The 20,976-nt window shown below is 56.2% G+C and carries 15 protein-coding genes and 2 pseudogenes; 15 read left to right on the plus strand and 2 right to left on the minus strand.

Features of this window, described 5'->3' with window-relative positions; genetic code table 11:
• Window position 1: 1 nt before the first annotated feature.
• Together ubiG and GHN92_RS14545 are read right to left on the minus strand one after the other, a co-directional pair.
• Window positions 2-700: a bifunctional 2-polyprenyl-6-hydroxyphenol methylase/3-demethylubiquinol 3-O-methyltransferase UbiG gene (gene ubiG, locus GHN92_RS14540; protein ID WP_095002809.1), complete on the minus strand. Its 699-nt coding sequence runs from the start codon at window positions 698-700 to the stop codon at window positions 2-4.
• Between the two features lie 63 nt (window positions 701-763).
• A complete protein-coding gene (locus GHN92_RS14545) occupies window positions 764-2,095 on the minus strand; it encodes a TRZ/ATZ family hydrolase (protein ID WP_095019028.1) in 1,332 nt (443 codons plus the stop codon).
• A gap of 107 nt (window positions 2,096-2,202) precedes the next feature.
• Here GHN92_RS14545 and mtnA point away from each other — a divergent pair, with 107 nt between their 5' ends.
• The 15 genes and pseudogenes from mtnA to GHN92_RS14620 all read left to right on the plus strand — a co-directional run.
• Entirely contained in the window at window positions 2,203-3,279 is a 1,077-nt protein-coding gene (gene mtnA / locus GHN92_RS14550) for an S-methyl-5-thioribose-1-phosphate isomerase (protein WP_095002807.1), read from the plus strand.
• Between the two features lie 330 nt (window positions 3,280-3,609).
• Entirely contained in the window at window positions 3,610-6,264 is a 2,655-nt protein-coding gene (gyrA, locus tag GHN92_RS14555; protein WP_095002806.1) for a DNA gyrase subunit A, read from the plus strand.
• Between the two features lie 215 nt (window positions 6,265-6,479).
• Entirely contained in the window at window positions 6,480-7,565 is a 1,086-nt protein-coding gene (serC, locus tag GHN92_RS14560; RefSeq protein ID WP_095002826.1) for a 3-phosphoserine/phosphohydroxythreonine transaminase, read from the plus strand.
• The gene (pheA, locus tag GHN92_RS14565; RefSeq protein ID WP_016780245.1) at window positions 7,565-8,659 is read left to right on the plus strand and encodes a prephenate dehydratase; all 1,095 of its coding nucleotides are present in this window, start codon (window positions 7,565-7,567) and stop codon (window positions 8,657-8,659) included. The genes serC and pheA overlap by 1 nt, the downstream gene beginning before the upstream one ends.
• A gap of 11 nt (window positions 8,660-8,670) precedes the next feature.
• Window positions 8,671-9,783, plus strand: a complete 1,113-nt coding sequence (gene hisC, locus GHN92_RS14570) for a histidinol-phosphate transaminase (protein ID WP_095002805.1) — start codon at window positions 8,671-8,673, stop codon at window positions 9,781-9,783.
• A 4-nt stretch (window positions 9,784-9,787) separates the two neighbouring features.
• A complete protein-coding gene (locus GHN92_RS14575) occupies window positions 9,788-12,019 on the plus strand; it encodes a bifunctional prephenate dehydrogenase/3-phosphoshikimate 1-carboxyvinyltransferase (protein WP_095002825.1) in 2,232 nt (743 codons plus the stop codon).
• Window positions 12,019-12,705 carry a (d)CMP kinase gene (gene cmk, locus GHN92_RS14580; protein WP_083369851.1) on the plus strand — a complete coding sequence of 229 codons (687 nt, stop codon included), beginning with the start codon at window positions 12,019-12,021 and terminating at the stop codon, window positions 12,703-12,705. Before GHN92_RS14575 ends, cmk begins: the two co-directional genes overlap by 1 nt.
• A gap of 123 nt (window positions 12,706-12,828) precedes the next feature.
• Window positions 12,829-14,523, plus strand: a complete 1,695-nt coding sequence (rpsA, locus tag GHN92_RS14585) for a 30S ribosomal protein S1 (RefSeq protein WP_016780248.1) — start codon at window positions 12,829-12,831, stop codon at window positions 14,521-14,523.
• 329 nt (window positions 14,524-14,852) lie between these two features.
• On the plus strand, window positions 14,853-15,149 hold the full coding sequence (ihfB, locus tag GHN92_RS14590) for an integration host factor subunit beta (protein WP_003447108.1): 297 nt from the start codon (window positions 14,853-14,855) through the stop codon (window positions 15,147-15,149).
• A gap of 23 nt (window positions 15,150-15,172) precedes the next feature.
• The gene (locus GHN92_RS14595) at window positions 15,173-15,436 is read left to right on the plus strand and encodes a lipopolysaccharide assembly protein LapA domain-containing protein (RefSeq protein ID WP_095019026.1); all 264 of its coding nucleotides are present in this window, start codon (window positions 15,173-15,175) and stop codon (window positions 15,434-15,436) included.
• A 319-nt stretch (window positions 15,437-15,755) separates the two neighbouring features.
• The gene (locus tag GHN92_RS14600; protein ID WP_254925262.1) at window positions 15,756-17,117 is read left to right on the plus strand and encodes a Wzz/FepE/Etk N-terminal domain-containing protein; all 1,362 of its coding nucleotides are present in this window, start codon (window positions 15,756-15,758) and stop codon (window positions 17,115-17,117) included.
• An 880-nt stretch (window positions 17,118-17,997) separates the two neighbouring features.
• Window positions 17,998-18,519 (plus strand): transcription/translation regulatory transformer protein RfaH, encoded by a 522-nt coding sequence (rfaH, locus tag GHN92_RS14605; protein WP_372239749.1) that lies wholly within the window; start codon window positions 17,998-18,000, stop codon window positions 18,517-18,519.
• 165 nt (window positions 18,520-18,684) lie between these two features.
• Window positions 18,685-19,278 (plus strand): annotated as a pseudogene (locus tag GHN92_RS14610) (sugar nucleotidyltransferase); the annotation flags it as partial.
• Window positions 19,279-19,314: 36 nt separating this feature from the next.
• Window positions 19,315-20,471, plus strand: a protein-coding gene (locus GHN92_RS14615) for an IS3-like element ISPa20 family transposase (protein WP_088500313.1) whose coding sequence is annotated in 2 segments (ribosomal slippage) — window positions 19,315-19,573 and window positions 19,573-20,471 — 1,158 coding nt in all. Because the reading frame shifts where the segments join, the coding sequence is not laid out codon by codon here.
• 29 nt (window positions 20,472-20,500) lie between these two features.
• Window positions 20,501-20,827 (plus strand): annotated as a pseudogene (locus tag GHN92_RS14620) (sugar phosphate nucleotidyltransferase); the annotation flags it as partial.
• Between the last annotated feature and the right edge of the window lie 149 nt (window positions 20,828-20,976).

Here is a 20,976-nt window from a genome sequence, read left to right on the forward strand (position 1 = left end):
GTTACTCCTCGCGAAGGGTCTGGATCATGTAGTTGACGTCAACATCGGCGGCCAGCTTGTAGTGCTTGGTCAGCGGGTTGTAGGTCAGGCCGATGATGTCCTTGACGCTCAATCCGGCCTGGCGGCTCCAGGCGCCCAGCTCGGAAGGGCGAATGAATTTTTTGAAGTCATGGGTGCCACGGGGGATCAGCTTGAGTATGTATTCCGCACCGAGGATAGCGAACAGATAGGACTTGGGGTTGCGGTTGATGGTCGAGAAGAACACCTGGCCACCGGGCTTGACCATTTTGTAGCAGGCGCGGATCACCGATGACGGGTCGGGTACATGCTCAAGCATTTCGAGGCAGGTGACTACATCGAACTGCCCGGGCATTTCTTCAGCAAGATCTTCAGCAGTGACCTGGCGGTACTCAACGTTTACGCCGGACTCGAGCTGATGCAGCTGTGCCACGGCCAGCGGGGCTTCGCCCATGTCGATGCCCATTACGGTGGCGCCGCGCTGAGCCATCGACTCGCTGAGAATGCCGCCGCCGCAGCCGACGTCGAGGACTTTTTTGCCAGCCAGTTGTACGCGCTCGTCAATCCAGTTGACGCGCAGCGGGTTGATGTCGTGCAGCGGCTTGAACTCGCTCTCACGGTCCCACCAGCGATGGGCTAGCGCTTCGAATTTGGCGATCTCGGCGTGGTCAACGTTGCTCATGGGTAAATCCTCTAAAGCTGAATAATCTGGTAAAGCTCCGGGCGCAGGCCCGAAGGTACTGAATCAATGAGTATGGCCGCTTATGCGCTCGCCCCAGGCCCTTGCGGTTGCGCAGAGTTGCTGCTCGTCCAGGCGGGTCAGGTGTCGATCCTCGAGCAACTGCTTGCCTGCGACCCACACATGTTTAACGCAATCGCGGCCTGTGGCGTAGATCAACTGCGAAACGGGGTCGTAAACCGGTTGCTGGGCCAGGCCGCTGAGGTCAAAGGCTACCAGGTCGGCGGCCTTGCCGATTTCGATCGAGCCGGTGTCGCTTTCAATGCCCAGGGCGCGCGCGCCATTGAGGGTGGCCATGCGCAGTGCGCGGTGGGCGTCCAGCGCGGTGGCAGAGCCTGCAACGGCCTTGGCCAGCAAGGCGGCGGTGCGGGTTTCGCCGAGCAGATCGAGGTCATTGTTGCTGGCCGCACCGTCGGTACCCACCGCCACATTGACTCCGGCTTGCCACAGGCGCTCCACCGGGCAGAAGCCACTGGCCAGTTTGAGGTTGGACTCGGGGCAATGAACCACGCTGGAGTTGCTTTCTACCAGCATGGCCAGGTCGTCATCGCTGATCTGGGTCATGTGTACGGCCTGGAAGCGCGGGCCCAGCAAGCCCAGGCGGGCGAGGCGGGCCATCGGGCGTTCGGCGTGTTGCTCGACGGCCTGATGCACTTCGAAGGCGGTTTCGTGAACGTGCATATGAATGGCGGCATCCAGCTCGTCGGCGATGACCCGGATTTTCTCCAGGTTGTCGTCGCTTACGGTGTAAGGCGCATGGGGGCCGAAGGCAATTTTGATCCGCGGGTGAAACTTCAGGTCGGCAAACAGTTCGACGGCCTGGCGCAGGGATTCGTCTGCGCTGCTGGCGCCGGGAATCGGAAAGTCGAGAATCGGAATGGCGATTTGTGCACGGATACCGCTCTTGTGCACGCACTCGCTGGCAACTTTCGGGAAAAAATACATGTCACTGAAGCAGGTGATGCCGCCCTTGAGCTGTTCGGCGATGGCCAGGTTGGTGCCGTCGCGCACGAACTGCTCATCGACCCATTTGCCCTCGGCCGGCCAGATATGCTGTTCGAGCCAGGTCATCAGGGGCAGGTCGTCGGCCATGCCGCGGAACAGCGTCATGGCCGCGTGCCCGTGCGCGTTGATCAGCCCCGGGCTGAGCAGCATGTCCGGCAGCTCGCGGGTTTGCGTGGCGGTGAGCTTCAGCGCCTGTTCGCGCGGGCCGATGAACACAATGCAGCCGTCGCGAATGCCCACGCCGTGATCCTTGAGTACGACACCGGCCGGTTCTACAGGCACCAGCCAGGTGGGTAACAGCAGTAAGTCCAGGGGCGTGGTTGGGGTCGGCATCGAAAACTGATTCCAGTGCGTTATAAAAGGAGGCGAAGTATACCCGAGCGTCTTGGGGGTGGGCTCGCTATAATCGGCCGCTTTGTTACCAGGTAATGGGGGAAGGCATGCGCGATCGACTGTTGGCTGCGGAAAAGGTTAAGGCCATCGATTGGCGGGATGACGCCCTGTATCTGCTGGATCAACGCATTCTGCCCTTTGAAGAGAGCTGGCTGGCGTACACCGGCGTTGACGGTGTGGCGCAAGCGATTCGCGACATGGTCGTGCGCGGCGCCCCGGCAATCGGTATCGCGGCGGCCTATGGCGTGGTGCTGGCTGCGCGTGTGCGCAAGGCTGCAGGTGGTGACTGGCTGGCAGCGCTGGAAGAGGACTTCACCCTGCTGGCGGACTCGCGTCCTACGGCAGTGAACCTGTTCTGGGCCTTGAATCGCATGCGCGAACGTCTGGCTCGAAGCCAAAACCGCGCGGATGTATTGCAGGTGCTTGAGGCAGAGGCTGTTGCCATCCACGAAAGTGATCGCGAGGCCAATCTGACCATGGCGCAGTTGGGTGTCGATGTCATTCGCCGCCATCAGGGCAATGCCCAGGCGGTGCTGACCCACTGCAACACCGGAGCCCTGGCCACAGGCGGCTTTGGTACGGCGCTGGGGGTCATCCGGGCGGCCTGGCTCGAAGGCATGATCGAGCAGGTCTATGCCGACGAAACCCGGCCCTGGCTGCAGGGTTCGCGCCTGACTGCGTGGGAGCTGGCCAATGAAGGCATCCCGGTGGTGCTCAATGTCGATTCGGCAGCAGCGCATATCATGAAAACCAAAGGCGTCACCTGGGTGATCGTGGGCGCTGACCGCATCACTGCCAATGGCGATGTGGCGAACAAGATCGGCACCTACCAACTGGCGGTCAACGCCATGCACCACGGCGTGCGCTTTATGGTGGTGGCCCCGAGCTCGACCATCGACATGGATCTGGCCTCGGGTGATGACATCCCGATTGAGGAGCGTGACGGCCGCGAACTGCTGGAAGTGGGTGGCAAGCGGGTCGGCGCGGATGTGCAGGCCTTCAACCCGGTGTTTGATGTGACGCCGGCGGACCTGATCGATGTGATTGTCACCGAGAAGGGTGTGATTGAACGCCCGGATGCGGCAAAGATGGCGCAATTGATGTGCCGCAAGCGCTTGCATTGAAACGCAAGCCTGTCGTCGCTGCCGAAGGCCGCGAAGAGGAACGCGGGTGCTTCAAATCGCCTTCAGAGTCCCTCTGGGGCCCTTCAGGCCGATAAACGTCGTAATTACTACGCTCCATGCACATCTGAGGGATAGGTGCGTGGCGGCGATTGTGATAACATTCGGCGGTTTCCAGGGTGACCCGCAAGGGTTGCCCTTACTGCGCAAATCCGTGACATAACTTGTTGATTTGTCGTAAGTCGTTGCGTGGCACGTGGCCAGCGGCGGCGAGCTTCGTTCGTCCCGAATGGATGTGGCGAAGTTTCACCCGAAAAAGGAATCAGGCTTCTCATGGGCGAACTGGCCAAAGAAATCCTCCCGGTCAATATCGAAGACGAGCTGAAACAGTCCTACCTCGACTACGCAATGAGCGTAATTGTCGGGCGGGCACTGCCTGATGCGCGCGATGGCTTGAAGCCCGTGCACAGGCGTGTGCTGTTTGCGATGAGCGAACTGAACAACGACTGGAACAAGCCGTACAAGAAATCTGCCCGTGTGGTCGGTGACGTAATCGGTAAGTATCACCCGCATGGTGATACTGCTGTTTACGACACCATCGTTCGAATGGCTCAGCCATTCTCCCTGCGCTACCTGCTGGTAGACGGTCAGGGCAACTTCGGTTCGGTCGACGGCGACAACGCTGCGGCCATGCGATACACCGAAGTGCGCATGACCAAGCTGGCCCACGAATTGCTGGCCGACTTGCACAAAGAGACCGTGGACTGGGTGCCGAACTACGACGGCACGGAAATGATCCCGGCCGTCATGCCGACACGAATTCCCAACTTGCTGGTCAACGGCTCAAGCGGTATCGCCGTGGGTATGGCCACCAATATTCCGCCGCATAACCTGGGTGAAGTCATCGACGGCTGCCTGGCGCTGATCGACAACCCGGAACTGAGCATCGATGAACTGATGCAGTTCATCCCGGGCCCGGACTTCCCGACTGCCGCCATCATCAACGGCCGTGCCGGTATCATCGAAGCCTATCGCACGGGCCGTGGCCGCATTTACATGCGCGCCCGCTCGATGATCGAAGACATCGACAAGGTCGGTGGTCGTCAACAGATCGTCATCACCGAGCTGCCGTACCAGCTGAACAAGGCTCGCCTGATCGAAAAGATCGCCGAGCTGGTAAAAGAGAAGAAGCTTGAAGGCATCACCGAGCTGCGTGACGAGTCCGACAAAGACGGCATGCGCGTTGTGATCGAGCTGCGCCGTGGTGAGGTGCCGGAGGTTATTCTCAATAACCTTTATGCCCAGACTCAGCTGCAAAGTGTTTTCGGTATCAACATCGTTGCCCTGATCGATGGCCGCCCGCGCATCCTGAACCTCAAGGACCTGCTCGAAGCTTTCGTACGTCACCGTCGTGAAGTGGTTACCCGTCGTACTGTTTTCGAGCTGCGCAAAGCCCGCGAGCGAGGCCATATCCTTGAAGGCCAGGCCGTAGCCCTGTCCAACATCGATCCGGTCATTGCACTGATCAAGGCCTCGCCAACCCCGTCCGAAGCCAAGGAAGCGCTGATCAGCACCCCTTGGGAGTCGACAGCGGTAGTGGCCATGGTTGAGCGCGCCGGTGCCGATTCGTGCCGTCCGGAAAACCTCGATCCGCAATACGGTCTGCGTGATGGCAAATACTTCCTGTCGCCGGAGCAGGCCCAGGCCATTCTTGAGTTGCGCCTGCACCGCTTGACCGGTCTGGAGCACGAAAAGCTGCTGGCCGAGTACCAGGAAATTCTCAACCAGATCGGTGAGCTGATCCGCATCCTCAATAGCGCCGTGCGCCTGATGGAAGTGATCCGCGAAGAGCTGGAAGTCATTCGCGCCGAATACGGCGATGTGCGTCGTACCGAAATTCTGGATCACCGTCTTGATCTGACCCTGGGTGACATGATCCCGGAAGAAGAGCGCGTCGTGACCATTTCCCACGGTGGCTATGCCAAGACCCAGCCATTGGCTGCGTATCAGGCCCAGCGTCGTGGCGGTAAAGGCAAGTCGGCTACTGGCGTCAAGGATGAGGACTACATCGCTCACCTGCTGGTTGCCAACAGTCACACCACGCTGCTGCTGTTCTCCAGCAAGGGCAAGGTGTACTGGCTGAAGACCTATGAAATTCCTGAGGCGTCCCGCGCTGCCCGTGGTCGTCCGCTGGTGAACCTGCTGCCGCTGGATGAGGGTGAATACATCACCACCATGCTGCCGGTCGAAGAGTACACCGAGGGTCACTTCATCTTTATGGCGACCGCCAACGGCACCGTGAAGAAGACCCCTCTGGAAGCCTTCAGCCGTCAGCGCAGCGTAGGCTTGATCGCGCTGGAACTGGACGAAGGCGACGTGCTGATCAGCGCCGCGATCACCGATGGCGAGCGTGAAGTCATGCTGTTCTCCGACGGTGGCAAGGTGACTCGCTTCAAAGAGTCCGATGTCCGTGCCATGGGCCGTACTGCCCGCGGTGTACGCGGCATGCGTCTGCCAGAAGGGCAGAAGCTGATTTCCATGCTGATCCCTGAGGAGGGTAGCCAGATCCTTACCGCTTCGGCGCGTGGCTATGGCAAGCGTACGGCGATCAGCGAGTTCCCAGAGTACAAGCGTGGCGGCCAGGGTGTTATCGCCATGGTCAGCAACGAGCGTAATGGCCGTCTGGTCGGTGCGGTTCAGGTGCAGGACGGTGAAGAAATCATGTTGATTTCGGATCAGGGCACTCTGGTACGTACGCGTGTCGACGAAGTGTCGAGCCTGGGTCGTAATACCCAGGGCGTCACCTTGATCAAGCTGGCCAGTGACGAAACGCTGGTAGGGCTTGAGCGGGTTCAGGAGCCTTCTGAAGTTGAAGGCGAAGAGCTCGAAGATGAAGGCGGTGCAGAGTTCGACGGTGAGGCCATCCAGGATGGCGCAGACGACGAGCAGCCGCTAGAGGCTGGCGCTGACGAAGAGCCGCAGGAATAAGCGGACACACAGGGGGCGGATGAGAATTCGCCCCCTTGTTGTATGTCCAGTATGAAAGTTTGCGACACTGTGGGAGCGAGCCTGCTCGCGATGGCATCAGCGCGGTATGTCAGATAGACATTACTGCCCGTATCGCTAGCAAGCCCGCTTCTACAAGCAACAATGTGTCGAGAGTTGATTTATTGCGTGACCACCAAATCAGAGTGAGAGTGGAAGTGAGCAAACGAGCCTATAACTTCTGCGCAGGTCCTGCTGCGCTACCTGAAGCTGTTCTGTTGCGTGCCCAGTCCGAGTTGCTCGACTGGCATGGCAAGGGCCTCTCGGTCATGGAAATGAGCCATCGCAGCGATGAGTTCGTGTCCATTGCGACCAAGGCTGAGCAGGATCTGCGTGACCTGCTGTCTATTCCCTCGAACTACAAAGTCCTGTTTCTGCAAGGCGGTGCCAGCCAACAGTTTGCCCAGATCCCGCTGAATCTGTTGCCTGAAAATGGCAAGGCGGATTACATCGATACCGGTATCTGGTCGCAGAAGGCCATTGAAGAGGCGTCGCGTTTCGGTCACGTCAACGTGGCAGCAACCGCCAAACCTTACGATTACTTCGCGATTCCTGGTCAGAATGAGTGGAATCTGTCGAAAGACGCGGCCTACGTTCATTACGCGCCAAACGAAACCATCGGCGGTCTGGAATTCAACTGGATCCCTGAGACTGGCGATGTGCCATTGGTCGCTGACATGTCTTCGGATATTCTGTCGCGCCCGGTTGATGTGTCCCGTTTTGGCATGATCTACGCGGGTGCCCAGAAAAACATCGGCCCAAGTGGCATCGTGGTCAATATCATTCGCGAAGATCTGCTGGGTCGTGCGCGTTCGATCTGCCCGACCATGCTCGATTACAAGGTCGCGGCTGACAACGGCTCGATGTACAACACGCCACCGACCCTGGCCTGGTACCTGTCAGGTCTGGTATTCGAATGGCTCAAGGAGCAGGGCGGTGTCGAGGCAATCGGCAAGCTCAATGAAGTGAAAAAACGTACCTTGTACGACTTTATCGACGCCAGTGGCCTGTACAGCAACCCGATCAACCTTTCTGATCGCTCGTGGATGAACGTCCCGTTCCGTCTGGCGGACGATCGCCTCGACAAGCCATTCCTGGCAGGCGCTGAAGCACGCGGGCTGCTGAACCTCAAGGGGCACCGCTCCGTTGGTGGCATGCGCGCATCGATCTATAACGCTGTGGATATCAACGCGGTTAACGCGCTGGTGGCTTACATGGCAGAGTTCGAAAAGGAACACGGCTAATGTCCGAGCAAGAACTCAAGGCGCTGCGCCTGCGTATCGACAGTCTGGACGAAAAAGTCCTTGAGCTTATCAGCGAGCGGGCGCGTTGTGCCCAGGAAGTGGCGCGGGTCAAGATGGCTTCCCTGGCTGAGGGTGAAGTGCCGGTATTTTACCGGCCTGAGCGTGAGGCTCAGGTGCTCAAGCGCGTTATGGAGCGCAATAAAGGTCCGTTGGGCAACGAAGAGATGGCGCGGTTGTTCCGCGAAATCATGTCCTCGTGCCTGGCGCTGGAGCAGCCGCTGAAAGTGGCTTATCTCGGCCCCGAGGGTACCTTTACCCAGGCTGCGGCCATGAAGCACTTTGGGCATGCCGTGATCAGCAAGCCGATGGCTGCCATTGACGAAGTATTCCGCGAAGTGGCTGCCGGTGCAGTGAATTTTGGCGTGGTGCCAGTGGAAAACTCCACAGAAGGCGCAGTCAACCACACTCTCGACAGCTTCCTTGAGCATGACATGGTGATCTGCGGTGAAGTAGAGCTGCGCATCCACCATCACCTGCTGGTCGGCGAAAACACCAAAACGGACAGTATCAGCCGCATTTACTCCCACGCCCAGTCGCTGGCTCAGTGCCGCAAATGGCTGGATGCACACTACCCGAATGTCGAACGTATTGCGGTGTCGAGCAATGCCGAAGCGGCCAAACGGGTCAAAGGTGAGTGGAACTCCGCTGCCATTGCCGGTGATATGGCTGCTGGCCTGTACGGCTTGACCCGACTGGCCGAAAAAATTGAAGACCGCCCGGACAACTCCACGCGGTTCTTGATGATTGGCAGTCAGGAAGTGCCACCCACTGGCGATGACAAGACGTCGATCATTGTGTCCATGAGCAACCGTCCTGGCGCCCTGCATGAGCTGCTGGTGCCGTTCCATGAGAACGGGATCGATCTGACGCGTATTGAGACGCGTCCTTCGCGTAGCGGTAAATGGACCTATGTGTTTTTCATCGACTTTGCTGGTCATCACCGCGACCCCTTGGTCAAAAGTGTCCTGGAGCAGATCAGTCAAGAAGCCGTAGCGCTTAAAGTATTGGGTTCCTACCCGAAAGCGGTTCTCTGAGGCGATAAAACATGAGCGGTGATTTCCTCGCCCTGGCACAGCCGGGCGTACAACAACTTTCGCCTTATGTCCCGGGTAAACCTGTGGATGAGCTGGCGCGTGAACTGGATCTGGATCCGGCCACGATCGTCAAGCTGGCCAGCAACGAAAATCCTTTGGGTGCGAGCCCCAAGGCGCTGGAAGCCATTCGTGCCGAGCTGGCCGAATTGACGCGCTACCCGGATGGCAATGGCTTTGCCCTGAAAAGCCTGTTGGCTGAGCAGTGTGGCGTACAGCTTGACCAGGTAACACTGGGCAACGGTTCTAACGATATTCTGGAGCTGGTGGCGCGTGCCTACCTGGCGCCGGGGCTAAATGCCGTGTTCAGTGAGCATGCATTTGCCGTGTATCCGATTGTGACCCAGGCGGTAGGTGCCCAGGCCCGCGTTGTGCCGGCCAAGGACTGGGGGCATGACCTGCCTGCCATGCTGGCTGCCATCGACAGTGATACCCGGGTGGTCTTTATTGCCAACCCGAACAACCCGACCGGTACCTGGTTTGGCGTCGATGCGCTGAACGAGTTTTTGCAGGACGTGCCCGAACACGTGCTTGTGGTGCTGGACGAAGCTTATATCGAGTACGCAGAGGGCGGTGATCTGCCCGATGGTCTGGAGTTTTTGTCGGGGTATCCCAACCTGCTGGTTTCCCGCACGTTCTCCAAGGCCTATGGCCTGGCCGCGTTGCGGGTGGGTTATGGGTTGTCAACGGCGGTGGTGGCCGATGTGCTGAACCGCGTTCGCCAGCCATTCAACGTCAACAGTCTGGCGCTGGCTGCGGCTTGCGCGGCGCTTAAAGACAGCGATTACCTGGAGCAAAGCCGCCGCCTGAACGAGGCCGGCATGCAGCAGTTACAGGACGGTTTTCGTGAGTTGGGCCTGGGCTGGATCCCGTCGCGCGGCAATTTTATCGCGCTGGATCTCGGTCAGGTAGCGGCTCCCGTCTATCAGGGGCTGTTGCGTGAAGGTGTCATAGTGCGTCCGGTGGCCAACTACGGAATGCCTGACCATCTGCGTATCACTATTGGTTTGCCGGCGGAAAACACTCGCCTGCTTGAAGCGCTGTCCAAGGTTCTTGCTCGTGGTTGATGTAATGTCTGTGCAATCTGTAAGGCCTGTAATAGGGCGGCTGGTCGTTGTCGGGTTGGGTCTGATTGGCGGGTCTTTCGCCAAGGGCATGCGTGAGAGCGGTCTGTGCGACGAAGTGGTCGGTGTTGATCTCGATCCCGAATCCTGTGTTCTGGCCGTTGAGCTGGGAGTGGTCGATCGCTGTGAAGCAAATCTGGCCGCTGCTTGCGTGGGCGCAGATGTGATTCAGTTGGCCGTGCCGATTCTGGCCATGGAAAAAATGCTCGGCCTTCTGGCGGGCATGGATCTGGGTAACGCGGTGCTTACCGATGTGGGCAGTGCCAAAGGCAATGTTGTGCGGGCAGCGGCACAAGCCTTTGGTGGCATGCCTGCGCGCTTTGTACCTGGCCATCCGATTGCCGGGTCTGAACAGAGTGGTGTAGAAGCTTCGAATGCCAGTCTGTTTGAGAGGCACAAGGTGATTTTGACGCCTGTGGCTCAGACCGATGCCGATGCGCTGGCTCTGGTTGATGCGATGTGGCGCGCCCTGGGGGCAGACGTCGAGCATATGCAGGTCGAGCGACATGACGAGGTACTGGCTGCAACCAGCCATTTACCTCATTTGCTGGCTTTCGGGCTGGTGGACTCTCTTGCCAAGCGCAACGAGAATCTGGACATCTTCCGTTACGCAGCGGGTGGCTTCCGTGATTTCACAAGAATCGCCGGCAGCGACCCGGTAATGTGGCATGACATTTTTCTCGCTAATCGCGAGGCAGTGCTGCGCACATTGGATACATTTCGCAGTGATCTCGACGCTTTGCGCGACGCGGTCGATGCAGGGGATGGGCATCAATTGCTGGGCGTTTTCACTCGCGCCCGGGTTGCCCGCGAGCATTTCAGTAAAATCCTGGCCCGCCGGGCATATGTGGACGCTATGAATTCCAACGATCTGATTTTTTTGGCAAATCCTGGTGGTCAAGTAACTGGCCGAATTCGCGTACCAGGCGACAAATCTATTTCCCACCGCTCGATCATGCTCGGCTCGCTGGCTGAAGGTACGACCGAAGTGGAAGGTTTCCTTGAGGGTGAAGACGCCCTGGCGACGCTGCAGGCGTTCCGTGACATGGGCGTGGTGATTGAGGGGCCGCATCATGGTCGCGTGACCATTCATGGCGTTGGCCTGCACGGTCTGAAAGCGCCACCTGGCCCGATCTACCTGGGCAACTCGGGTACTTCGATGCGCCTGTTGTCCGGCCTGCTGGCTGCACAGAGCTTCGACACCACCCTGACCGGCGATGCGTCCCTGACCAAGCGCCCGATGAACCGTGTGGCCAATCCATTGCGTGAAATGGGTGCCGTGATTGAGACCGCTGCCGAAGGTCGCCCGCCGATGACCATTCGTGGTGGTCATGCGCTCAAGGGCATGGATTACACCTTGCCGATGGCCAGTGCCCAGGTTAAATCCTGCCTGTTGCTGGCGGGCCTGTATGCAGAAGGCAAGACCTCGGTGACCGAGCCGGCACCGACTCGTGACCATACCGAGCGCATGCTGCAAGGCTTCGGATACCCGGTAACTGTTAATGGTCCTACTGCTTCGGTTGAGTCGGGCCACAAGCTGACGGCGACCCATATCGAAGTGCCGGGGGATATTTCCTCGTCGGCGTTCTTCCTGGTTGCCGCTTCGATCGCAGAAGGCTCTGACCTGCTGCTTGAACATGTGGGCATCAACCCGACCCGTACTGGCGTTATCGACATCTTGCGTCTGATGGGGGCGGATATCACCCTGGAAAATCAACGCGAAGTGGGCGGCGAGCCGGTGGCGGACCTGCGCGTACGGGCTGCTAAACTCAAGGGTATCGAGATTCCGGAAGAGCTGGTACCGCTGGCGATCGACGAGTTCCCGGTACTCTTTGTGGCCGCGGCCGTGGCTGAGGGTCGTACGATCCTTCGGGGTGCTGAAGAGCTGCGGGTCAAGGAGTCCGACCGGATCCAGGTAATGGCAGATGGCTTGCTGACCCTGGGCGTGAAGTGCGAGCCGACACCGGATGGCATCATCATTGATGGTGGCACTATTGGCGGTGGTGAGGTTCATGGTCATGGCGATCACCGTATTGCAATGGCCTTCAGTGTGGCTTCGTTGCGCGCAACCGCACCCATCCGTATCCATGATTGCGCCAACGTGGCGACTTCTTTCCCCAACTTCCTTGCTCTGTGCAAGCAAGTGGGCATGCGTGTTGCTCAAGAGGCAAACTCGTGATGGTTTCGGCACCGGTTATCACCATCGACGGCCCAAGCGGTTCAGGTAAAGGCACGGTTGCTGGCATCCTGGCCAAGCGCCTGGGGTGGAATTTGCTCGACTCCGGTGCTCTGTACCGCCTGCTGGCGTTTGCCGCAGGTAACCATGGTGTGGCCCTGGATAACGAGGCGTTGCTGGAAAAACTGGCTGCGCATCTTGATGTGCAGTTCATCGGCGCGACGGACGGTAAGCCGGCGCGGATCATTCTGGAAGGTGATGACGTGACTCACGCCATCCGCAGCGAGACCGTAGCGGCCGGAGCCTCGAAAGTCGCGGCTTTGCCGGCTGTTCGCGATGCGTTGCTGCAGCGTCAGCGTGCTTTCCTTGAGTTCCCGGGGCTGGTTGCAGATGGTCGGGACATGGGTACGGTGGTCTTTCCTGACGCGCCATTGAAGGTTTTTCTGACCGCCAGCGCCGAGGAACGGGCCCGCCGCCGTTACTTGCAGTTGAAGGCCAAGGGCGATGATGTTAGTCTCTCGGGTCTGCTAGATGAGATTCGTGCCCGCGACGAGCGTGACACACAGCGTGCAATAGCCCCGCTCAAGCCGGCGGCTGATGCCATACAGCTGGACTCCACGGAGTTGTCCATCGAGCAGGTGCTGGAACGCATCATGAGCGAAATCGCACTTCGCGATATCGCTGGATGACCAAGAAAGCGTGCAGGAGACCAGAAATAGTCCTGCATGCCTTCTTTTATATGAACGTAACCCACATTGTCTGGAATGTGGCTGATGGGCGTATTCCTTCGCCCTTGAACAACAGGAATTAAAATGAGCGAAAGCTTTGCAGAACTCTTTGAAGAAAGCCTAAAAACCCTGAATCTTCAGGCTGGCTCGATCATCACCGCTATCATCGTTGATATCGATTACCAAGCTGGTTGGGTTACCGTTCACGCTGGTTTGAAGTCGGAAGGCCTCATCCCGCTGGAGCAGTTCCACAACGACGCTGGCGAACTGAACATCAACATCGGTGATGAAGTTCACGTTGCGCTGGACGCGGTCGAAGACGGCTTTGGCGAAACCAAACTGTCCCGTGAAAAAGCCAAGCGCGCTGAATGCTGGATCGTTCTGGAAGCAGCCTTCGCAGCAGAAGAAGTGGTCAAGGGCGTTATCAACGGTAAGGTTAAAGGCGGCTTCACTGTCGACGTTAACGGCATCCGTGCGTTCCTGCCAGGTTCTCTGGTTGACGTTCGTCCAGTGCGCGATACTACGCACCTGGAAGGCAAAGAGCTGGAATTCAAGGTCATCAAGCTGGACCAGAAGCGCAACAACGTAGTTGTTTCGCGTCGCAGCGTGCTGGAAGCAGAGAACTCCGCCGAGCGTGAAGCTCTGCTGGAATCGCTGCAAGAAGGTCAGCAAGTTAAAGGTATCGTCAAAAACCTCACCGATTACGGCGCATTCGTCGATCTGGGTGGCGTTGATGGCCTGCTGCACATCACTGACATGGCTTGGAAGCGTATCAAGCATCCTTCCGAAATCGTCAACGTTGGCGACGAGATCGATGTCAAGGTTCTGAAATATGATCGCGAACGCAATCGTGTTTCCCTGGGCCTGAAGCAACTGGGCGAAGATCCATGGGTTGCTATCAAAGCCCGTTACCCAGAAAGCACTCGCGTTACCGCTCGTGTAACCAACCTGACTGACTACGGCTGCTTCGCAGAGCTGGAAGAAGGCGTTGAAGGTCTGGTACACGTTTCGGAAATGGACTGGACCAACAAAAACATCCACCCTTCGAAAGTCGTACAAGTCGGCGACGAAGTGGAAGTTATGGTTCTGGACATCGACGAAGAGCGTCGTCGTATCTCCCTGGGCATCAAGCAGTGCAAATCTAACCCATGGGAAGATTTCTCTGGCCAGTTCAACAAGGGCGATAAAATCTCCGGCACCATCAAGTCGATCACCGATTTCGGTATCTTCATTGGTCTGGACGGCGGCATCGACGGCCTGGTTCACCTGTCCGACATCTCCTGGAACGAAGTTGGCGAAGAAGCCGTACGTCGTTTCAAGAAGGGCGACGAGCTGGACACCGTTATCCTGTCTGTTGATCCAGAGCGCGAGCGCATCTCCCTGGGTATCAAGCAGCTGGAAAGCGATCCGTTCTCCGAGTACGTACAAGAGAACGACAAAGGCGCAATCGTTAAGGGCATCGTGAAAGAAGTTGACGCTAAAGGCGCCATCATCACTCTGGCCAACGATATCGAAGCGACTCTGAAAGCCTCCGAAATCAGCCGTGACCGCGTTGAAGACGCGCGCAACGTTCTGAAAGAAGGCGAAGAAGTAGAAGCCAAGATCATCAGCGTTGATCGCAAGAGCCGCGTAATCCAACTCTCCATCAAGTCGAAAGATGATGCTGAAGAGAAAGAAGCAATCCAGAGCCTGCGCGACAAGCCAGCTACCTCTGACATTGCTGCTGGTCCGACCACTTTGGGCGACCTGCTGCGTGCACAAATGGAAAAACAGAACTAAGTTCTGATTGACCATAGAAAAAGGGCGACTTAGGTCGCCCTTTTTTGTGCCTGCGATTTGTGATGGTGCTTGGCAAGATCTTGTGTAGGTCGGTTTGCTGCACGTCAGGGAGCTGGCTGTGGGGCAGGGTGAGTGCTGTCGTTGTGCGGCCTGTGATCGATCATGGGCTGTTTGGGCCTGATGGCTATGATGGTGGGTGGTGGAATCAATTTTTTACAGTGCTTATGCGGGTTGTAAAGATAAGTCAATCCCTGGGCTGTTCAAATTCATTCGATCATGCTAAAACCTTGGGAGCGCTGATCTAGCTGCTTGAAAAAGAAGGGAAAAATATGACGAAGTCGGAGTTGATCGAACGAATTGTCACCCATCAAGGGCTACTCTCATCCAAGGATGTGGAGTTGGCCATCAAGACCATGCTTGAACAAATGTCTCAATGCCTCGCGACCGGGGATCGTATTGAAATCCGTGGTTTTGGCAGCTTCTCCCTGCATTACCGCGCCCCTCGTGTAGGCCGCAACCCCAAGACAGGCCAGTCGGTCAGCCTGGATGGAAAATTTGTGCCTCATTTCAAACCGGGCAAAGAGCTGCGAGACCGGGTGAACGAGGATGAGGAAGACGACATTTAACCTTCAGGGAACAGGAGTTGCCGATGCGTACCTTTAAGCGTGCTGCGTCAGTGGTATTTGGGCTGATTGTCATTTTTGGGGTGCTTATTTTTATCCTGGAAAATCAACAGCCTGTAGCATTGGTGTTTTTGGGCTGGCGCACACCCGAATTACCTGGGTCGTTGTTGATCATCTGCGCACTGCTGCTAGGTATGGCTATCGGCCCTGTTCTGGGTTGGTTAGCCTACAGTCGCAAAGCCCGCAAGCTGAAGCTCGAGCTGATGGTGCAAGCCAAGCCAGCAATTTAGGCGCGTCTGGATCCCATTTGCACCATGGATGGCGCATTAGGCAGGGAAAGGAATGTCTGGATAGTTGGTATTTAAAGAATGGTTTAAGCCTCAAACATTCCGTTGAGCCGGAAATAACATCATTGTGCCACTCTTATATTGAAATGTTCTGGAATGCTGGCAAAATGCGGGCTGCTCTCGATTGCCAGTGATTTTTATGCTTTATCAGGTGCGCATTGATGCTCAAGCCTGATGATTAAAACAATAAAAGCCAGTTAAGCGTATGTAAGAATTCCTGCATAACGAGCCCGCAGTTTCTTTTAGAAGGCAGGCCCCGGTTGTGAATAGCAAATCCCGTATCCCCGCTGGAAATCCGTCGTTTGAAGTGGACCTGTTCACTTTATTTCAGGCGGTCTGGAACAAAAAATCCATCATCATTGCAACGAGCGCGCTTTGTGGCATTGCAGCATTGGGTTATGCCTATTTCGTGACGCCTGAGTACCAGGTGAGCAGCATCTTGCGGCCTGCCGCGATCAACGAACTGGATGCCCTCAATCGTTCGGGTGTTTACACCTTGCCGCCTAAAGAAGCTTTGTTAAAAGTCGGTTCATCACTTGAGTCCTATGAGACGCGCCTGAGCTTTTTCAAAGCTAATCAGGCTCTGTTCAGCCAATTCAAGCGTCCGGGCCGGACCTTGGAACAGAGTTTTGAAGATTTCAATCGTGACTCGCTGAAGCTGATTCTGCCTGATCCAACAAAAGCTGATTCGCTTAATGTTTCCATAGGCTTGGAGCTGAACTACCCCAAGGGTGTGGACGGTGTTCAAATTCTTAACGGATTTGTGGATCACGCCATTACAGCTGAGCGTGATCAAATTTCCGCCGATCTGAAGGTTATCGTCAATAATCGTTTAACCGAGCTCAAGGGTAAGATCGACGCTGCTCGCTCCAACTATGAGACCGAAAAGCAGGCGCGGATTGCTACCTTGCTCGAGACGGATAATCTCAAGCGCGCGCAATTGCAGGACGAACTCAAGGCTTTGCGTCAACAGCTCAAGACTGGACGCATGGATCGTATGGCCCAGTTGAGTGAGGCCATTGGCATTGCCAAGGCGCTGGGTATACAAAAGCCTACAACCCCCTCCGCTTTGGGCGATTCTGCGCGACCGGCTGATTCCAGTCTTATGCGCACCGAAATAAACAATCAACAGATCCCCTTGTACTTTCTTGGTGTAGAGGCGCTAGAGGCAGAGCGTGCTGCTTTGAAGAATCGTAGTAACGACGATTTTACCGAAAACCGTATCGCCCAGATCGCTCGTGAACTGTTGTTGTTGCAAAGCAACCGTGAAGTCGAAGTTCTTAAGCTGCGTCAAAATGAAGACCTCTTTTTAAGTGGTGTCGAGCCACTGCGTGCAGAAATTGTCCGTTTGGGTGGGGTTAGCAATCTCGATTTTACTAATTTGAAGCTGGTATCCATTGACCGCAAGGCTCTGGAACCCGTGGCTCCAATCAAGCCGAAAAAAGCCTTGATTACCTTGTTGGGGTTGGTGCTGGGCGCTCTGTTTGGCATCTTGATCGTTATCGCCAAGTACTTTGTAGCTCAGCGTCGTGACGGGCTTCAGCAGCCTCTCTCGGTGCAAAGCCGAAGAGATCCGACTGAAACGACGGGTGCTGGTAACCTTTTACAAAAGGATCTGCGCTGATAGGGGGCTGGACTGACACATTGCTAGCCACTAGTTGATGGATTTATTGCTTCTTCATGGAGCTGTACTGAGAGCAACCTGTACCTTATCAGCTCATGTTTCAACATGGCGCCGTCAACGGCGTCATGGGTTCGCACCATCAGTTGCAGATGGGCACCCTGAGTAATCTGTTAATCGACGGCGGTCTGTTTCAGGGCAATGAGCGCACTGTCAGCGGTGTCATCGGTGCATTGCATCCGCGAAAACTTTGTACTTGCCGGTATCAAAGTGCTGATGCTTACCCATGTCCAAGCTGATCATGTCGGATGCATTCCATAATTTTTTGGCGGCAGGTCTCAAGGATCCGATTGTGTGCAGTGATGCTCCCACGCCGAAATTATTGGCGTTGGTGCTTTAAGGCTAATTGCGCCTGGAATTGAGCAGAGAGTCGGCACACATTGATCCTTGTCTGAGACGGCTGAAGCAGCACATCACCGAGATGCCTGCTCATCAGTGGTTCTGCATAAGTAAAGAATGACACTCTGCAGACGCAGACCAGATACAAAAGTACGGGCACCCAAGCGGTTATGTTGAATTGGAGGGCAAGCGCTGTATCATTCGCGCAGGCATCAGCATCTTGGGTGGCAATTTTCCCATGCCGATCAGCATGGTTTGCTCGGCTTTGTTTCAGGTATGAAGCATTGGGCCGAGAAATATGCTTGGGGTATGGCGAAATAGTGGCGGAACGGGTGGTGGAAGTGAAATTGTCAAACCTGTATCAAACTCAAAACAGATTCGTTGAGGCATTCATCCCGGCGAGCTGAAGGCCACCCTGTTATTGGCACATGCACTGTACGATGGTAAAACACGGAAGAACTTACTAAATGAATTATCCATGCCCATGATCAGCACCGCAGCAGCTCAGGAATCGACAGTGGCCACAACCGGCGAGTGGTATCTGGTGCAATGCAAGCCCAGACAGGACGAGCGTGCAGAAGAAAACCTTATACGCCAGGGTTATGGGTGTTCACGGCCCACATGCAGGCGTGAGCGAACCCTGCGTGGCCAGATGCACTACGCTGAGGAATCGCTGTTTCCTGGCTACTTGTTTATACATATGCCTGAAGGTGCCAACTGGGCTCCTCTACGCTCCACCCGTGGCGTAGCTCGCGTGGTGGCCTTTGGTGGTCGGCCGCTGGCAGTCGGTCACGAGCTGATTATGCAGCTGCAGAGTCGCGCGAGTACTCATATTATCGCCAAATTTAACCCTGGCGATAAAGTCACCATCCTTGATCAAGGTTTCGCAGGTGTTGAGTCCATTTTCATGACAATGGACGGCGAAGAGCGGGTCATCCTGCTTATTAACTTGATGAATCGTCAGCAACAGATCAGCCTGCCTTTGGCGAGTATCGCCAATCGTTGAATAAACGCAGACTAAAGCCGGGGCTATCAATAGTCTTACAACCGTTCTCAGGAAATCGACGAAGAGTCCTGGGGCGGTAGCGTACTTTTTTAAAACTAAAATTTATCTCATCACCGGCCAGCGCTGCGAGTGGTGCATTCGAATAATTAAGGAAGTGCTTGAAACATGATCTCGATCAAGCGTAAAGGCATCATTCTTGCTGGTGGCTCGGGTACGCGCCTGCATCCGCTCACGCTGGGAGTCTCTAAACAGATGCTGCCGATCTACGACAAGCCGATGATCTTTTACCCGCTGTCTGTTTTGATGCTGGCGGGGATACAGGAAATTCTGATTATTTCTACTCCGGAAGATCTGCCAAGTTTTGAAAAATTGCTAGGTAATGGCAGTCATTATGGTATTGAGCTCAGTTATGCCGAACAACCTAGTCCCGACGGACTGGCACAAGCCTTTATTATTGGTGAGGCCTTTATTGGTCAAGATCCGGTCTGCCTGATTCTGGGTGACAATATTTTCTATGGACAGCACTTCTCGGACAACTTGCGCTCAGCAATGTCAAAGACGGTAGGTGCTACAGTTTTTGGTTATCACGTCAGTGACCCCGAGCGTTTTGGCGTCGTGGAGTTTGACAGCTCTGGCCAGGCGCTTAGCATCGAGGAGAAACCGCCTAAACCCAAATCGAACTATGCAGTGACCGGGCTGTATTTCTACGACAACCAGATTGTTGAGATAGCGAAGATGATCTTGCCCAGCACGAGTGGACACCCCGTTAAGCGATAAACTGCAACGAGGTGAACCATGGCAAGAACCGCTACCCCGATGAAACAGAACCGTACCCGTCACTCCCAAGCCTTCAAGAATGAAGCGTTGGCGCTGGCCGAGCGAATTGGCGTTAGTAAAGCGGCCGAACAGCTTGGTCTTCATGCGTCTCAGCTCTATGGCTGGCGCAGTAAGCAGCAGCAGACCCTGAGCAGCAGTGAGCGCGAACAGTCACTGGCCGACGAAAACGCCCGCCTCAAGCGGCTCCTGGCCGAGCAAGCCGAAGAACTGGCCATCGTAAAAAAGGCCGCGGCGTACTTTGCGAAGAGCCTCAAGTGAAGTACGCCTTCATGAGGACACATGCCCCAGCGTTTCCGGTGAAAGCCATGTGCCGTGTTCTGGGTGTCGCCCGCAGTGGTTTCTACGCCTGGTGCTCACGCGAGCCATCCACACGCCACCAGCAACGGGCCGAGCTGGATCAGCGGGTCGCGCAAGCGTATAACGCCCGTAAGGGCCGCAGTGGCGCCCCGCGGCTGTGCCATGACCTGTGGGAAGCCGGGCTGCGCTGTAATCGCAAGACGGTTGCAGCCTCGATGCAGCGACAAGGCTTACGCGCCAAGGCGGCCAAGAAGTTCAAGGCCACAACCAACTCCCGACACTCGCTCCCGGTGGCAGAGAACCTGCTCAAGCAAGACTTCACAGCATCAGCACCCAATCAGAAATGGGTGGGCGACATCACCTACCTGCACACGGACGAGGGCTGGCTGTATCTCGCCGTAATCATTGATCTGTACTCGCGCATGGTGGTCGGCTGGGCCATGAGCGAACGCATGACGGCTGACCTGGCCTGCGATGCTCTGCACATGGCGCTGTGGCGGCGAAAGCAGCCAAAGGGAGTGATCGTACACAGCGACCGCGGCAGTCAGTACTGCTCAACGGCTTATCAGGGTCTAATCCGCGCTCATCAGCTGCGATGCAGTATGAGCGCGAAAGGCAACTGCTACGATAATGCGTGTGCGGAGAGCTTCTTCCACAGCCTGAAGGTCGAATGCATCCATGGCGAGCGCTTCATGAGCCGCGCCCAGATGCGTGAAACCGTGTTTGAATACATCGAAACCGACTATAACCGCCAGCGGCGACATAGCACGCTGGGGCACATCAGCCCGCAAGCCTACGAGGCCCGGATGAGTGCTTGAAACTGTGTCCACGGTTGCTGGGCAAGATCAAGAAGATCAAACCTTCGGCAAGGGGCGAGCTTGAGATTACCGATGTCAACCAGGCATATCTAGAACAGAAAGAACTGAGCGTTGAAATATTGGGGCGCGGGTTTGCCTGGCTTGACACTGGGACCCATGAATCACTGCTGGAGGCGAGTCATTTTGTCCATACCATTGAGAAGCGCCAGGGATTGAAGGTTGCTTGCCTGGAAGAAATTGCATTCAACAATGGCTGGATAACCTCTCAGGTGTTGGCTGAGCAGGCCGAAAGATTTAAAAAAACCGGTTACGGACAATACCTGGGCAAGCTGTTATCTGAGGGGAGCGGTGCATGAAATTTATGCCATCAACATTGCCTGGCGTGGTGATCATCGAGCCGGACGTTTACGAAGATGAACGCGGCTGGTTGAATCGCCCCAGGTTTCCTAGACACTCTCCAGGCTCGCTGCGTAACGCTTTTCAAACTCTACCGGTGACAGCTGAT

It is taken from the genome of Pseudomonas sp. FSL R10-2964, assembly GCF_009600035.1.
Classification (GTDB): Bacteria; Pseudomonadota; Gammaproteobacteria; order Pseudomonadales; family Pseudomonadaceae; genus Aquipseudomonas; species Aquipseudomonas bubulae.

Excerpts from the sequence above, each read along its gene's own strand:
- rpsA (WP_016780248.1), top strand. The coding sequence starts at position 12,829 with ATGAGCGAAAGCTTTGCAGAACTCTTTGAAGAAAGCCTAAAAACCCTG.
- GHN92_RS14575 (WP_095002825.1), top strand. The coding sequence starts at position 9,788 with ATGTCTGTGCAATCTGTAAGGCCTGTAATAGGGCGGCTGGTCGTTGTC.
- gyrA (WP_095002806.1), top strand. The coding sequence starts at position 3,610 with ATGGGCGAACTGGCCAAAGAAATCCTCCCGGTCAATATCGAAGACGAG.
- pheA (WP_016780245.1), top strand. The coding sequence starts at position 7,565 with ATGTCCGAGCAAGAACTCAAGGCGCTGCGCCTGCGTATCGACAGTCTG.
- ihfB (WP_003447108.1), top strand. The coding sequence starts at position 14,853 with ATGACGAAGTCGGAGTTGATCGAACGAATTGTCACCCATCAAGGGCTA.
- GHN92_RS14595 (WP_095019026.1), top strand. The coding sequence starts at position 15,173 with ATGCGTACCTTTAAGCGTGCTGCGTCAGTGGTATTTGGGCTGATTGTC.
- cmk (WP_083369851.1), top strand. The coding sequence starts at position 12,019 with ATGGTTTCGGCACCGGTTATCACCATCGACGGCCCAAGCGGTTCAGGT.
- rfaH (WP_372239749.1), top strand. The coding sequence starts at position 17,998 with ATGATCAGCACCGCAGCAGCTCAGGAATCGACAGTGGCCACAACCGGC.
- hisC (WP_095002805.1), top strand. The coding sequence starts at position 8,671 with ATGAGCGGTGATTTCCTCGCCCTGGCACAGCCGGGCGTACAACAACTT.
- mtnA (WP_095002807.1), top strand. The coding sequence starts at position 2,203 with ATGCGCGATCGACTGTTGGCTGCGGAAAAGGTTAAGGCCATCGATTGG.
- GHN92_RS14545 (WP_095019028.1), bottom strand. The coding sequence starts at position 2,095 with ATGCCGACCCCAACCACGCCCCTGGACTTACTGCTGTTACCCACCTGG.
- ubiG (WP_095002809.1), bottom strand. The coding sequence starts at position 700 with ATGAGCAACGTTGACCACGCCGAGATCGCCAAATTCGAAGCGCTAGCC.